The sequence below is a fragment of the Paraburkholderia phymatum genome, assembly GCF_038900715.1.
Lineage (GTDB): Bacteria > Pseudomonadota > Gammaproteobacteria > Burkholderiales > Burkholderiaceae > Paraburkholderia > Paraburkholderia phymatum_A.
The window spans coordinates 50631-64749 of the sequence record NZ_JAYMRZ010000034.1 but is presented as its reverse complement, the minus strand read 5'-3'; the positions used below and the strand labels follow the sequence as shown (position 1 = coordinate 64749).

Below are 14119 nucleotides of genomic sequence, written 5' to 3'. Positions count from 1 at the left end.
GCGCATCGAAGGCACGAGCAGGAGCCACGACCAGAAAATGCAAAAAGCCATGCACCGCAAAGCGCACACGGCGCAGCCCGCAACGATGCGGCGTTCAATCTTTCCGGGCGCCACGCTGATTGCCACGCTCGCCGTCGCCGTCACGACGGCACTGAGCGGCTGCAGTTCGCTCTACACGGAAGGCGCGACGGCGGGCGCCGGTATCGCCGGCGCGGCGATCGCCGGCAATGTCACCAACAACGCAGCCGTCGCAACGGGCATCGGCCTTGGCGCCGTCGCCGCGGCGCGCGCGGGCGTCCAGTACTCCGAGCGCATCATCCACCGCAATACTCAGGACAGCATTGCAATCGCGGCAGGCCCGCTCGCGGTGGGCGCCGTCGCGCCGTGGAGCATCACGCATTCGGTGCCGCTCGAAGACGACGAGCACGGCCGCGTGACCGTGAGCCGCACGATCAGCATGGGCGAGCTCGACTGCAAGGAGATCGTTTTCTCCGTCGACAAGACCGCGACCAAGAACGTGCCCGCATCGAGCGCGTTCTATGTCGCGTCGATCTGCCGCGACGGCGCTGCGTGGAAGTGGGCGTCGGCCGAACCTGCGACGGAACGCTGGGGCTCGCTGCAATGATCGCGCGCTCGACACACAAGCGGGCACTGCATCGTCGGCTGCGCATGACGGCGTCCGCCCGGCTCGCGCTCGCCGGCGCGTTGTGCGTCGGCGCGCTGACGCTCATGAGCGGCTGCAGTTCGTACTCCGTCGGCGCAGCGGCGGGCGCGGGCGCAGGCGCCGCGACGGGGCTCGTCACGGCGAATCCCGCCGTGGGCATCGGCGTCGGCATCGCGGTGCAAGCGGCCACCGACGAAGCCGTCGCGCGGTATATGCGCGTCATGCATTCGGATCAGCAGAACATGATCGCGGCGCTCGCGGGCGCGATGCCCGTCGGCGAAACGCGCGACTGGAGCGTCAAGCACACGCTGCCCATCGAGAACGGCCACGGCCAGGTGCGCGTGACGCGCGCGTTCGCTTCGTCGCTCGCGATCTGCAAGGAGTTCGTGTTCTCTGTTGTCGATGGCGACAAGCCCGACTCTAAGGTCTACTGGTACACGGCCGCCGCATGCCAGCAGGACAACAAGTACTGGAAGTGGGCATCGGCGGAACCGGCTGTCGAACGCTGGGGCAATCTGCAGTGACGATCGGCTGACTCGCGCCGTCGCACGATCACGACGTGACGCGGACGCGTTGCATCAACACGAAGGGGAGCCTCGGCTCCCCTTCTGCATTTGCGCGCGCCCGAATCGATCGGGAGCGCAGACACGCAAGATCAGGACTCGACGTCCTCGAGACTGAAGATTTCCGTCTGGTCGTTGTACGAGAAGATCTCGGCATAACGGCCCCAGTTGATGACGGCATCGAGCGTCTCCTCCGCCGCGCTGTCGGACAGGAAGTCTTCCAGCTCCTGCTCGAAGCGCACGCGCGGCGCGCGATGTCCCGGACGCTCGTTCAGCACCTTCTTGATCCGCGCCGCGAGCGGCACGTGATGCAGCAGATGCTCGGCGAACATCATCTTGCGCTCCTGCGTGCCGAACTCGGCGAACACGCGCGCGGGCGGCGTCAGGAAAATATCGCCCTCGCGCACGTCGGCGAAGCCCAGATGCTGCAGCACTTCGGCGACGGGGAACAGGTCGTCCACTTCCAGATGCAGCGAGCGCGCGATTTCCGGCATGTCCGCGCGGCCGTGGTAAGGCGCGGCCGCCAGCATCTCGATCAGACCCGCCATCAGGTTGGTCGACACGTGCGGCAGCCAGCTGTGCAGCTCCAGCCCCTTCTTCGTCGTTTCGTCCTTCTGGCGCGCGGTCATCTTCGCGTAGATGTCGTCGACTAGGCGGCGGAACGCCGGGTCCAGACGATTGCGCGGATGCTTGAACGGCACCTTGATCTCGGCGATCACGCGGCCCGGATTCGACGACAGCACGAGAATGCGGTCGCACATGAACACCGCTTCTTCGATGTTGTGCGTGACGATCAGCACCGACTTGATCGGCATGCGGCCCTGCGTCCATAGATCGAGCAGATCGGTACGCAGCGTTTCGGCCGTCAGCACGTCGAGCGCGGAAAACGGCTCGTCCATCAGCAGCAACGTCGGATCGACGACGAGCGCACGCGCAAAGCCCACGCGCTGACGCATGCCGCCCGACAGCTCGCGCGGATACGCGTTCTCGAAGCCGTCGAGACCGATCAGATCGATCGCGGCCAGCGCGCGCTCGCGGCGCTCGCGCGCCCCGACGCCCAGCGCTTCAAGACCCGCCTCGACGTTCTGCAGTACGGTGAGCCACGGAAACAGCGCGAACGTCTGGAACACCATCGCGACGCCTTCGGCGGGACCTTTGAGCGGCTTGCCCATATAGGTCACTTCGCCGTCCGTCGGTTCGATCAGCCCGGCGATGATGCGCAACAGCGTCGACTTGCCCGAGCCCGAACGACCGAGCAGACCGACGATCTCGCCTTCGCGCAGCGACAGGTTCGCGTCGTCGAGGACGAGCAGTTCGCCCTGCGTCTTGTTGAACCCGCGGCACACGTCCTTGACGCGCAGAATTTCTTCGCCGAGACGCGGCGGCATCGGCGGCGTCTGGATCGGCGTGGCGGTAACGGCTTTAGGGTTTTGCATCGCGTTTTGCCTTCAATGAATCTCAATCGAGCCGCAGACGGCTTTCGGCATAGGCATACAGCGGACGCCACAACACACGATTGAACAGGGACACGAACAGGGACATCACCGCGATGCCCAGAATGATCTTCGGATAGTCGCCGGCGGCCGTGTATTGCGCGATGTACGCACCAAGCCCATGCGCCGCGACCTTCGTATTGCCCCACTGCACGGCCTCGGCAACGATGCTCGCATTCCACGCGCCACCCGAGGCCGTGATCGCACCCGTCACGTAGTACGGGAACACGCCCGGCAGCATCGCCTGACGCCACCACTGCCAGCCGCGAATGCGGAAATTCTTCGCGGCTTCCTTATAGTCGTTCGGATAGGCGCTCGCGCCCGCAATCACGTTGAACAGGATATACCACTGCGTGCCGAGCACGATCAGCGGCGAGAGCCAGATGTCCGGATTCAGCTGGAACCTGACGATGACGATCACGAACACCGGGAACAGCAGGTTCGCAGGGAACGCCGCGAGGAACTGCGCGAGCGGCTGGATCTTTTCGGCGAGCGCCGGACGCAGCCCGATCAGCACGCCGAGGGGCAGCCACACCACCGACGCGAGCGCGATCAGCAGCGTCACGCGCAACAGCGTGAAGAGGCCGAGCAGGAACACATGGCCGACCTCGTCGAGCGTCACGCCCGTGCGCACATACTCGATGACGCGATATACGACATACAGCGTGACCACGACGAGGATCACGGCCCACACGATGTCGCCGACCTTCGACGACGTCTCGCTCGCCGGCTTCGGGAACTTCACGGGACGCATGCTCGGCCAGCGGATCGGAATACGCGCGGCTCTCGCGAACATCCAGCCGATCGGCACGAGCAGACGGTGAATCAGCCGCGTGCGGCGAATCAGGTCGAGCAGCCACGACTCGGGCGCGTCGCCGGAACTCGTGGTCTCCATCCGGAACTTGTCGGTCCACGCAACGAGCGGACGGAACAGGAGCTGATCGTATGCGAGGATCACGACCGTCATCGTGAGGATCACCCAGCCGATCGCGTGCAGGTTGCGCTCGGAGATCGCCTGCGCCAGGTACGAACCGACACCCGGCAACGTGATCGTGTGATTGCCGACCGTGATCGCTTCGGATGCGACGACGAAGAACCAGCCGCCCGACATCGACATCATCATGTTCCAGATGAGGCCCGGCATCGAGAACGGCACTTCGAGCTTCCAGAAGCGTTGCCACGACGTCAGATGGAAGCCCTTCGACACTTCGTCCAGATCGCGCGGCACCGTGCGCAGCGACTGATAGAAGCTGAAGGTCATGTTCCACGCCTGGCTCGTGAAGATCGCGAAGATCGCGGCCAATTCGGCGCCCAGCACGCGCGACGGAAAGAGCGCGAGGAAGAACGTCACCGTGAACGAGATGTAGCCGAGCACGGGCACCGACTGCAGGATGTCGAGAATCGGCACCAGCACCTGGCCCGCGCGGCGGCTCTTCGCGGCGAGCGTCCCGTAGACCAGCGTGAAGACGAGCGACGCGACCATCGCGGCGAGCATGCGCAGCGTCGTGCGCAGCGCGTATTCGGGCAGGTTCGACGGATCGAGCGAGATCGGCTTCGCCTCGAGCGTCGAGATGGGCGCCATCGTCTGGTGGAAGCCGATGGCCGCCATCGCGATCACGCAGATGATCAACGGAAACGCAATGAAGTCCCAGCGGTTGGGCAGTACCCGCCACGCCGACGCGTTGGCGGTACGGTTGAGGCTGAAGCCGAACACATCCATCAGGCGGCCCTCCCGTCGTGCGGGAACGCGAGCTTGCCGCGAGCCATCATGGTTACGCCCGCGGGGCACGCGGCGCGGCGGTCCGAGTTTCGATCCGGAAAGCGGAAATCAGGCATGACAAAACGCTAATGCGCGGTAGATCGTTGGCGTTGGTACGCATTGGCCGGCAACGATGACGTTGCGCGGCGCCCCATGCCGGCCTGCGCACACGGCCGGCGCAATCGGTTGCGCGGGCCGTCGCCGGCAGAACGGCGAGCTTTCCTCGTTTTGGACGGCACGACACTACTACAACCTGTGTGACAGAAACAACCGTTGACATTCAAATGTCACGCTGAATGGTTCTCGGAATGCATCTGTAAGCAGCGAGCCGCGCGGCGCCTCCCGCGCATGCTCGCGAACCGTCGCGCGCGAGCCACATTGGAATCGCGCCGCGCTATTCAGAAAGTCCGTTTCCAGGCCGTTAAAGACCACACGGGACTTTCAAGCGAGCAAATCCTGACTGGCGCCTTGCCGCACGACGGTTAAAATCTGGAAGCGGCGTATCCAGCAGGCTGCCAGCAACGAGGACGGCGGACCGGCGCATCTATCCTGGGTCCGTGCGGCGCACGGAAAAGATCGACAGGAACGGCCCAGCGCCGGCGCGTTGCAACGAAAGGCTTTGTTGCATGAATCAGTCAGACGGATCAGAGGGTCGATGAAAAGGACAATCTTGCGCCAGGCATCGGGACCGGCCAGTTTCATACTGGTCGTGATCGCATGCTGGTTCGCATCCGGCCTGGTCGCGGACCGGATGGTACAGCAAGAACTGGATGCCGCCTTGCGCCAGCAGCGGCAGATGTCCGGCTCGATCGTCTACAACATGGCCGAAGTGATCGCGAGCGACCTGGCGATGTCACGGGCCATACCGGCCACGATGGCCGAACTCGGCGTGATCCAGCAGGCGCTGACGCATTCGCAGAATTATGCCGTTTCAGGCGTCGACGGGGAACCCGCTCATCGGGAAGAGCTGTTGAAATCGCCCGAGCTGGCGGGCATCGACGGTTTTCTGCGCGACGCCCAGGGCTTCTCCGGCCTCGACATCATCTGGCTCGTCAACGCGAACGGACTATGCGTCGCCTCGAGCAACGCGCAGAACCAGCAGTCGTTCGTCGGCATCGACATGCGCTCGCGCAGCTATCTGACCAACGCGCTGCTCGGCGCATTCGGCGAAGCGTATGGCGTGGGCCGCTCGAGCGGCGAGCCGGGCATCTTCATTTCCGCGCCTGTCTATGACGACGGCCTGCTGGTCGGCGCGATCGTCGCGAAGGTCGGCATTGCGCGGCTGCGTCACTGGGTCGCGCACGCGGGCACCTTCGTCACCGACGACAACGGCGTGATCATCATGGCGCACAACGCCGCGCTCGAAGGCCAGGCGATGCCGAACTCGCGCGTCACGCAGATGCGCGAGGCCGAGCGCATGAGCACCTATCACCGCGACCATTTCCAGCCCGTGCAGATCCGGGCCGTCAAGGGGCAAGTGCGCCGCGATGCGCCGTGGGTGCCACCCGAGATCGCCGAGCAGCTGTTCGACATGCCCGGCCAGCCGATCCCGACGCTCTACCAGTCACGCGAAGGATTGAACTCGGGGCTCTCCGCGCATCTCGTCGACCCGCTCGCCGCGTGGCCCGAGCTGATGCGCAATCACAAGCGCGATCACATGCTCGTGTTCCTGACGCTCGCGGGCACCGTCGCGCTGGCCTGGGTGATCACCGTGTCGTATCTGCGCGAGCGGCGCCACCATCGCGCGACGCGTGTGCTCGCCGAACAGTTGCAGTCGGCCAATACGCTGTTGTCCGCCGAGGCCCGCCACGACGCGCTGACGGGCGCGCTGTCGCGGCGCTATTTCCTCGACCTGCTGCGCCATGAGATCGACCGCGCGCACGCGGCGGGCGAGCCGCTCTGCATGGCGATCGCCGACCTCGATCACTTCAAGCAGATCAACGACCGCTTCGGCCATGCGGCGGGCGACCGCGCGCTCGAACATTTCGTCGATACATGCCGCAGCGAGCTGCGTGGCGGCGACGCGATCGGACGGCTGGGCGGTGAGGAGTTCGGCATTCTGCTGCCCGCGACGGCGCTCGGCGCGGGACTCGAAGTGGTCGAGCGCCTGCGCGTGAGGCTCAAGTCGATGCCGTCGACGAAGCTGCCTCCGTCGGTGGGCTTGAGCGTGAGCATCGGCATCACGGAGCTGTCGCAGGAGGACTTGCCGGAGCGCATCGTCAGCCGCGCCGACCAGGCGCTCTATACGGCGAAACAGGGTGGCCGCGATCGCAGCGAAGCCGTTCCGCCCGACGATACCGCGCCGCCCGCACGCGCGTCCGCCAGCGTCTGGTGATCGTCTGAAATGCGTGGTCGGGCACGCACAGTCCGTTCGCGGGCCATGCGGCCCGCATCGCTGTGTCGAAGCCGCCGGGCAAGCGAAGCGCAAGCAGGTATCATCGACTTTCGAACGAAGGTTGTGATCACCGCTGTACGCTCCCCCGGAGGTTCGCATGAAGGGAAATCTGGTCATCGTCTGCCGCGATCAGGACGCAGACGCATTCGATCATCTGCTGGCAGAGTACGGCGCGTTTCAGACGCGCCTGTCGTCGACCGCGTGGTATCTGAAACTGGAAGTCGCGCCGGAAGTGATCCAGGAAGAAATTCTGGCGCGTCTTGGCAAGTACACGACGCACTACATCTTCGAGGCGGACACGGTCACGTGGAACACCGTCGACAGCGAAGCGGCCGCCGCGCTCAACTCGCTCTTCACCGAATAGGCGGAAGCCTCTCGCCTCGCGTGCAGCACGCGTGAACGGAATGACGGGCGTTACCGCCCGTCGATACCCATCCATTTCCGTCGATCCTTCTCACCCGGCGCAGCGAATCACCACACGCTTTCCGAGGCCGCCGTCGCGCGCGACTCCGATTCCAGCGGGAACGTCATCTGCACGCGCAGCCCTCGCCCGCCGTTGGTTGCGGCGTCATTGTTGCCGATCTGCCATTCGCCGCCCGCGCGCCGCACGAGCCGCTCGACAATCGCGAGCCCCAGGCCGCTATGGCCATTGCCGCCGCGCGCGGGATCGAGCCGCACGAACGGACGGCTCGCGTTGATCAGGTCCTGCGCGGCAATGCCGCTGCCGCTGTCGCTGATGGTCAGCGTGAAGCCGCGCGGCGTGCGCGCCGTGGAAACGACAACGGGCGGCGCGCCATACGCATGCGCGTTGTCGAGCAGATTCGACAGGATGCGGTCGAGCGTCGCGGCGGGCAGCATGAAACCGGGACCGGCGCGCAAGTCCGTCTGCACCGTCGGCACGCCCGACGATACCGCGCGATAGCTGCGCACCACGCGCTCGCATTGCGCATCCACTTCGACGGGCTCGCTGCGATCCGCGCCGTCGTGCGCGAACACCAGAAACTGCTCGACGATATGCGTCATCGAATCGACGTCGCGCACGACGCCGTCGCGCATCTTCGGCTCGTCCATCATTTCGGCGCGCAGCCTCAGACGCGCAAGCGGCGTCTTCAAGTCATGCGCGACGCCCGCGAGCATCACCGCGCGGTCGTGCTCCGTGCGCTCGACTTCCTGGACCATCTGATTGAAGCCGTGCGTCAACTGGCGCAGTTCGCGCGGCCCGCGCTCGCGCAACGGCGGCACGGGCAGGCCGCGCCCGAAGCGCGCGACGGCCTGCGCGAGCGAGCGCAGCGGCTGCTGCAGTTGCCACGCCGCGAAGAGCGCCGCCATCACGCCGGCCGAGAAAATGATGCCGAGCCACAACACCATCCGGTCGAGCGGCCGCGGCGGTCGCAGCGGCTGCACAGGCACGACAATCCAGCTCGCGTCGCTCGCCGAGCGCACCCATAACGTGGGCGGCTTGCCGGGCGTGCCGATGCGCACCTGCGTCGAAGTCGGCATGCGGTCGCGCACGTCGTCGAGGAAGCGGTTGAGCGGCATGGGCAGGTTCGACGCGTCGGGCGGCACGTCGTTGCTGGCGGGATCGACGAGGCGCACGCGCGACGGCAGCGGCTGGTCGGGCTCGCGCCTTACGTGATCGCGGACGGCATCGACGAGGAACACCGCTTCTTCGACGGCATAACGCGTCTGCAACTGGTTGCGCTCGAAACGCACCAGCAGATACCACGCGAAATGCGACAGCAGCAGCACGCAGACGACCAGCAGCGCCAGCCTTCCGAACAGCGAATCAATTGGACGACGCATGTTGCTCGCCATCGGGGACGAACACATATCCGCGCCCGCGCACGGTCTGGATGAAGCGCGGCACGGACGGATCGGTTTCGAGGATGCGGCGCAGGCGCCAGACCTGCACGTCGATGCCGCGGTCGGTGCCGTCGTATTCGGGACCGTGCAGCAGTTCGAGCAGGCGCTCGCGGGTGAGCGTGCGCATCGGGTGATTGACGAAGATCTTCAGCAGCGCGAATTCGCTGCCGGACAGCGTGAGCGGCTTGCCTTCCTGATGCAGCGTGCGCGACTGGAAATCGAGCGTGAAGCGGCCGAACGAAAACGGCTCGCGCTGCTCGGGCGCGGCCGCCGACGGCTGCGTCTTGCGGCGTCGCAACACCGCCTGCACGCGCGCGAGCAGCTCACGCGGATTGAACGGCTTGCCGAGGTAATCGTCGGCGCCGAGTTCCAGGCCGACGATACGGTCCACGTCGTCGGCGCGCGCCGTGAGCATGATGACGGGGATATCGTCGCCCGACGCGCGTAGCTTGCGCAGCGCCGTCAGCCCGTCGACGCCTGGCATCATCAGGTCCAGCACGATCAGGTCGGGACGCTCGCGCTCGATGCGGCGTTCCAGGGAACTGGCGTCATGCAGCACCGAAACCTCGATGCCTTGCCGGGCCAGGTAATCGCGCAGCAGATCGCGCAGTTCGACGTCGTCATCGACGACAAGAATTTGAGTAGCCATGGTTTGAAGTGTAACGCGCACCCCGACGGCTATTCGACCCAACTGACCCCCTAAAGGGTTACGGGGTGTTACCGCGAAAGGCACACGTAATGTCGCGTAACTTCCGCAAGGATACGCGTAACACGCCCACCGTTCGATCCCTCTACGCTGTGCCTTACCGAATGCACGCCCGTCCACCTTCGAGACAGGCGGCATCGTCGGCTAGTCATCAAGGAGCACTGTAATGTCCAAAAAAACATCACGCTTTCTCGCCGTCGCCGCTGCATCGCTCGCACTGAGTCTCGGGTCCGCGTTCGCCGCGCAGCCCCAGGGTGGCCCCGGCGGTCCCGGCGGCATGGGTCCCGGCGGTCCCGGCTGGCATCACGGCCACTTCATGAAGGACCTGAACCAGTTGCACGGCCAGCTCAAGCTGAACGCTGACCAGGAAAAGCAATGGCAGGCCGCGCTCGACACGATGAAGCAAAGCCATGAAGCGGAACGCGCGAACCACGAGCAGATGCGTCAGCAGTTCAAGCAGATGCAGCAGCAACCGATCCTCGACCTGAACGCGATGCACGCCGCGCATCAGCAGATCGAGCAGAAGGACGCGCAACTGCGCGAGCAGACGGCAACAGCGTGGCTCAACTTCTACAACGGCCTGAACGACCAGCAGAAGACAACCGTCAGCACCACGCTCAAGCAGCACTTCGCGAAGATGGAGCAGCGTCACGAGAAGATGCACGAGCGTTGGGAGAAGCATCGCGGCGACGCGGCGGCTTCGGCCGTGAAGCCGTAAGCGTCGACCGTTCGTGACGCGTCGCGCAGGGAGGCGCGGTCGGCCGCCCTTGCCGCGCGCTGAGCATCGCGCGCTACACGTAAAAGAAAACGCCACGGGAATGATGTTCCCGTGGCGTTTCTCATCGATCGACCGGCAAAAGCGCGAAAGCGGCGAACGCGCGGATGACAACACCCGCCGACGGCCGGCGCTTAACGCAACTGCCCCAGGTCGAACAGCAGCACCTCGGCGCCCTCGCCGTTCTCGAGCGTGACCACGGACGCATCGACGATCATCGCCGCGTCGCCCGCCTTCAGCGCTTCGCCGTTCACCGTCAGCGCGCCTCGCGCGACGTGCACATACGCCTCGCGCCCCGCTGCGAGCGCATGCTCGGCGCGCTCCGCGCCGTCGAAAAGGCCCGCGTGGATCGATGCGTCGGCGTGAATCGTCACCGAGCCGTCGCGCCCGTCTGGCGACACGACGACGCGCAGACGGCCACGCTTGTCCGCATCGCTGAAGCGCTTTTCCTCGTAGCCTGGCTGATCGCCGGCGCGCTTCGGGATGATCCAGATCTGCAGCAGATGCAGGAGGTCTTCCTGCGACGCGTTGAACTCGCTGTGCATCACGCCCGTGCCGGCGCTCATGCGCTGCACGTCGCCGGGACGGATCGTCGAGCCGTTGCCCATGCTGTCGCGATGCGACAGCGCGCCGTCCAGCACATACGTGACGATTTCCATGTCGCGATGCCCGTGCGTACCGAAGCCCTGCCCGCCCGCGATGCGATCCTCGTTGATCACGCGCAGCGGGCCGAAATGCATGTGCTCGGCATCGTAATAATCGGCAAACGAGAAGCTGTGCTTCGAGTCCAGCCAGCCGTGGTTGGCGTGGCCCCGTTCGTCGGAGCGGCGAATCGTGATCATGTGACTCTCCCGTGAAAATTGGCGATGACGGGAATGTATGGGCTACGCGCGCCCGGAACAATCGCCGCCGCCGCACCGCATCGTTCCGCAAATGACGGCAATGACAACGGCTGCGCAATGCGTGCCGCATCGGCCGCGACGACATCCGCGCGCGTGCCGGGATCTCGCGCCGCGCACGCATGTCTCTGGCGGCAAAGGGCTTTTTCGGCACGGCTGCCACACGATTGCTACTGGCACCACGCCCGGCTTCGGGTAAAATACCGCGCTTTTTGGAAAGGGTCGACGCGCGTGCCGCGTCCGGACGGATCGCCGCTCATGGCGCGCGCCGCCGGACAGCAAGGGGAGCACGCCTCGCGGCCGCCCGGGTGGGGAATGAGTCCGGCAAGCAGCAGGCGGCTCGGGCCAATGGACCGGCGGCAAAGCCGGTCAATTTGCCCCGAATCCGGGCAGCATTATTTTGTCCGCCTAGAATGGCGACGGCCGGCAACCAGCGGGCGGTCGCCGGCGCGGGACGGCACCGCGGCGATCGGGAAGTCAGGAGAAACATGAAGAAGCTCGCACTGTGCGTAGCGCTCGCCGTCATGGCCACGGGGGCTATGGCAAAAGAATGGAAAACCGTGCGCATCGGGGTCGACGCCAGTTATCCACCGTTCGAATCGATGGCGCCGAATGGCCAGATGATCGGTTTCGACGTGGATGTGACGAAGGCGCTGTGCGCGAAGATGAACGTCAAGTGCGTGTGGATTCCACAGGATTTCGACGGCATCATCCCGGCGTTGAAGGGCAAGAAGTACGACATCATCGTGTCGTCGCTGACCGTCACCGACAAGCGCCGCGAGCAGATCGACTTCTCCGACAAGCTGTTCGACGCGCCCGCGCGCATGATCGCGAAGGCGGGCTCGCCGCTTCTGCCGACGGCTGAATCGCTGAAGGGCAAGCACGTCGGCGTCGAGCAGGGCACGACGCAGGAAGCGTACGCGAAGGCGTACTGGGAGCCCAAGGGCGTGACGATCGTGCCGTATCAGAACCAGGATCAGGTGTACGCGGATCTCGCGACGGGGCGCCTCGACGCCTCATTGCAGGATGAACTGCAGGCCGACGCCGGCTTTCTGAAAACGCCGCGCGGCAAGGGCTTCGCATGGGCCGGCCCGGAAGTGAAGGACCCGAAGACGATCGGCGAAGGCACGGCCATCGGCGTGCGCAAGGAAGACGGCGAGCTGAAGGCGAAGCTCAACAAGGCGCTCGCCGACATCCATCAGGACGGCACGTTCAAGCGGCTCGAGAAGCAGTACTTCGACGTCGATATTTATCAGAGCCGCTAGGCTTCGATGGGCGAGCCGTCTGCGCCGGCATCGCGCAGCAAAGGCTCGGGACAGGCCCGGATGGGCCCGTCGCCGGGCTTCGTAATACAGTCGGACAAAGCAGCAAACAAGCAGTAGCAAACAAGCACAGCAGCAAACAGGCAGTAACAAACAAGCTGGAAAACGCGCTGCCGGCCGGCAACGGCCAGGCAGTCATGATTCGCACAGCGGGATGCTGTGCGCCGCATGGGAGACATCGAAGGCGATATCGCATCGGCCTTCGCGCGACCCGCCGCAGCGCACGCGTTCCGCGTCTTTCGCGGCGCGCGGGAGCGTCGTCAAGGACTCACTATGTTCTTTCAAGGCTACGGCCCGCTCATCTTTGCCGGCACGGTGCAGACCGTCAAGCTGGCGATCCTGTCGCTTGCGCTGGCGTTCCTGCTCGGTCTGCTCGGCGCGGCAGCGAAGCTGTCGAAAAACCGCCTGTCGTATGGTATCGGCACCCTCTACACGACACTCGTGCGCGGCGTCCCCGATCTCGTACTGATGCTGCTGCTCTTCTACAGCATCCAGATCTGGCTGAACAATCTCACCGACATGCTCGGCTGGGACCAGATCGACATCGATCCGTTCGTCGCCGGCGTCGCCGTGCTCGGCTTCATCTACGGCGCGTATTTCACGGAGACCTTCCGCGGCGCGTTCCTCGCGGTGCCGCGCGGCCAGCTCGAAGCGGGCGCCGCATACGGCATGACGGCCTGGCAAGTGTTCTCACGGATCATGTTCCCGCAGATGATGCGCTTCGCGCTGCCCGGCATCGGCAACAACTGGCAGGTGATGGTCAAGGCGACGGCGCTCGTGTCGATCATCGGTCTCGCGGATGTCGTCAAGGCATCACAGGACGCCGGCAAAGGCACGCTGCGCTTCTTCTTCTTCACGCTGATGGCCGGCGCGATCTATCTGGTGATCACGACAGTGTCGAACTTCGTGCTGATGTACCTCGAAAAACGCTACTCGACTGGCGTGCGCAAGGCGGAACTATGATCGAGCTGATCCAGGAATACTGGCGCAACTATCTTTTCACCGACGGCTACCGCTTCACGGGCGTCGTCATCACGCTGTGGCTGCTGGTCGTGTCGATCGGCCTGGGCTTCTGTCTGTCGATACCGCTCGCCGTCGCGCGCGTGTCGAAGAAGAAATGGCTCGCGAGCGCAGTGTGGCTGTATACGTATATCTTCCGCGGCACGCCGTTGTACGTGCAACTGCTGCTCTGCTACACGGGCCTCTACAGCCTCGAAATCATTCGCTCGAACGCGCTGACCAACGCGTTCTTTCGCGACGGCATGCATTGCACGCTGCTCGCGTTCACGCTGAACACCTGCGCGTACACGACGGAAATTTTCGCGGGCGCGATCAAAGCGACGGCGTATGGCGAAATCGAAGCCGCGCGCGCGTATGGCATGTCGCAGTTTACGCTGTATCGCCGCGTGATCCTGCCGTCAGCGCTGCGCCGCGCGTTGCCGTACTACAGCAACGAAGTGATCCTGATGCTGCACGCGACCACCGTCGCCTTCACGGCGACCGTGCCGGACATCCTGAAGATCGCGCGCGACGTCAACTCGGCGACGTACCAGTCGTTCAACGCTTTCGGCATCGCCGCCCTGCTCTACCTGATCATTTCTTTCTCGCTCGTCTGGCTCTTCCGCCGCGCCGAGCGCCGCTGGCTCGCTTATCTGCGCCCGCAAGGCAAGTAAGTACGGC

The 14119-nt window shown here is 64.9% G+C and carries 13 protein-coding genes; 8 read left to right on the top strand and 5 right to left on the bottom strand.

All coding sequences use genetic code 11. The annotated features are described in order from the left end of the window. Positions 1-37: 37 nt before the first annotated feature. Positions 38-625: a hypothetical protein gene (locus VSR68_RS38560; protein ID WP_428983685.1), complete on the top strand. Its 588-nt coding sequence runs from the start codon at positions 38-40 to the stop codon at positions 623-625. 44 nt (positions 626-669) lie between these two features. After that, positions 670-1188 carry a hypothetical protein gene (locus tag VSR68_RS38555; protein ID WP_342944763.1) on the top strand — a complete coding sequence of 173 codons (519 nt, stop codon included), beginning with the start codon at positions 670-672 and terminating at the stop codon, positions 1186-1188. A gap of 131 nt (positions 1189-1319) precedes the next feature. Here the strand turns inward: VSR68_RS38555 and VSR68_RS38550 are convergent, their stop codons facing one another. Together VSR68_RS38550 and VSR68_RS38545 are read right to left on the bottom strand one after the other, a co-directional pair. Further along, positions 1320-2663, bottom strand: coding sequence for a nitrate/sulfonate/bicarbonate ABC transporter ATP-binding protein (locus VSR68_RS38550; RefSeq protein ID WP_342944762.1), 1344 nt, complete (start codon positions 2661-2663; stop codon positions 1320-1322). Between the two features lie 22 nt (positions 2664-2685). Next, positions 2686-4440 carry an ABC transporter permease subunit gene (locus VSR68_RS38545; protein ID WP_342944761.1) on the bottom strand — a complete coding sequence of 585 codons (1755 nt, stop codon included), beginning with the start codon at positions 4438-4440 and terminating at the stop codon, positions 2686-2688. 694 nt (positions 4441-5134) lie between these two features. Between VSR68_RS38545 and VSR68_RS38540 the strand changes: the two genes are divergently transcribed. Together VSR68_RS38540 and VSR68_RS38535 are read left to right on the top strand one after the other, a co-directional pair. Then, positions 5135-6814 (top strand): diguanylate cyclase, encoded by a 1680-nt coding sequence (locus VSR68_RS38540; RefSeq protein ID WP_342944760.1) that lies wholly within the window; start codon positions 5135-5137, stop codon positions 6812-6814. 157 nt (positions 6815-6971) lie between these two features. Beyond that, complete coding sequence (locus VSR68_RS38535; protein WP_087734453.1) at positions 6972-7238, top strand: hypothetical protein; 267 nt, start codon at positions 6972-6974, stop codon at positions 7236-7238. A gap of 107 nt (positions 7239-7345) precedes the next feature. Here VSR68_RS38535 and VSR68_RS38530 read toward each other — a convergent pair whose 3' ends face one another. Together VSR68_RS38530 and VSR68_RS38525 are read right to left on the bottom strand one after the other, a co-directional pair. Beyond that, the gene (locus VSR68_RS38530) at positions 7346-8677 is read right to left on the bottom strand and encodes an ATP-binding protein (protein WP_342944759.1); all 1332 of its coding nucleotides are present in this window, start codon (positions 8675-8677) and stop codon (positions 7346-7348) included. Beyond that, positions 8661-9386 (bottom strand): response regulator, encoded by a 726-nt coding sequence (locus VSR68_RS38525; RefSeq protein WP_087734452.1) that lies wholly within the window; start codon positions 9384-9386, stop codon positions 8661-8663. Before VSR68_RS38525 ends, VSR68_RS38530 begins: the two co-directional genes overlap by 17 nt. Positions 9387-9609: 223 nt before the next feature. On the opposite strand from VSR68_RS38525, the gene VSR68_RS38520 reads away from it, so the two are divergent. Beyond that, positions 9610-10161, top strand: coding sequence for a periplasmic heavy metal sensor (locus VSR68_RS38520; protein ID WP_342944758.1), 552 nt, complete (start codon positions 9610-9612; stop codon positions 10159-10161). Between the two features lie 191 nt (positions 10162-10352). Here VSR68_RS38520 and VSR68_RS38515 read toward each other — a convergent pair whose 3' ends face one another. Further along, positions 10353-11060, bottom strand: a complete 708-nt coding sequence (locus tag VSR68_RS38515; RefSeq protein WP_342944757.1) for a pirin family protein — start codon at positions 11058-11060, stop codon at positions 10353-10355. 545 nt (positions 11061-11605) lie between these two features. Between VSR68_RS38515 and VSR68_RS38510 the strand changes: the two genes are divergently transcribed. From VSR68_RS38510 to VSR68_RS38500, 3 genes are all read left to right on the top strand, one after another. Then, the gene (locus VSR68_RS38510) at positions 11606-12382 is read left to right on the top strand and encodes an ABC transporter substrate-binding protein (protein WP_342944756.1); all 777 of its coding nucleotides are present in this window, start codon (positions 11606-11608) and stop codon (positions 12380-12382) included. A 330-nt stretch (positions 12383-12712) separates the two neighbouring features. Further along, on the top strand, positions 12713-13402 hold the full coding sequence (locus tag VSR68_RS38505; protein WP_342944755.1) for a histidine ABC transporter permease HisQ: 690 nt from the start codon (positions 12713-12715) through the stop codon (positions 13400-13402). Further along, entirely contained in the window at positions 13399-14112 is a 714-nt protein-coding gene (locus VSR68_RS38500) for an ABC transporter permease (protein WP_342944754.1), read from the top strand. Before VSR68_RS38505 ends, VSR68_RS38500 begins: the two co-directional genes overlap by 4 nt. The last annotated feature ends 7 nt before the right edge of the window (positions 14113-14119 follow it).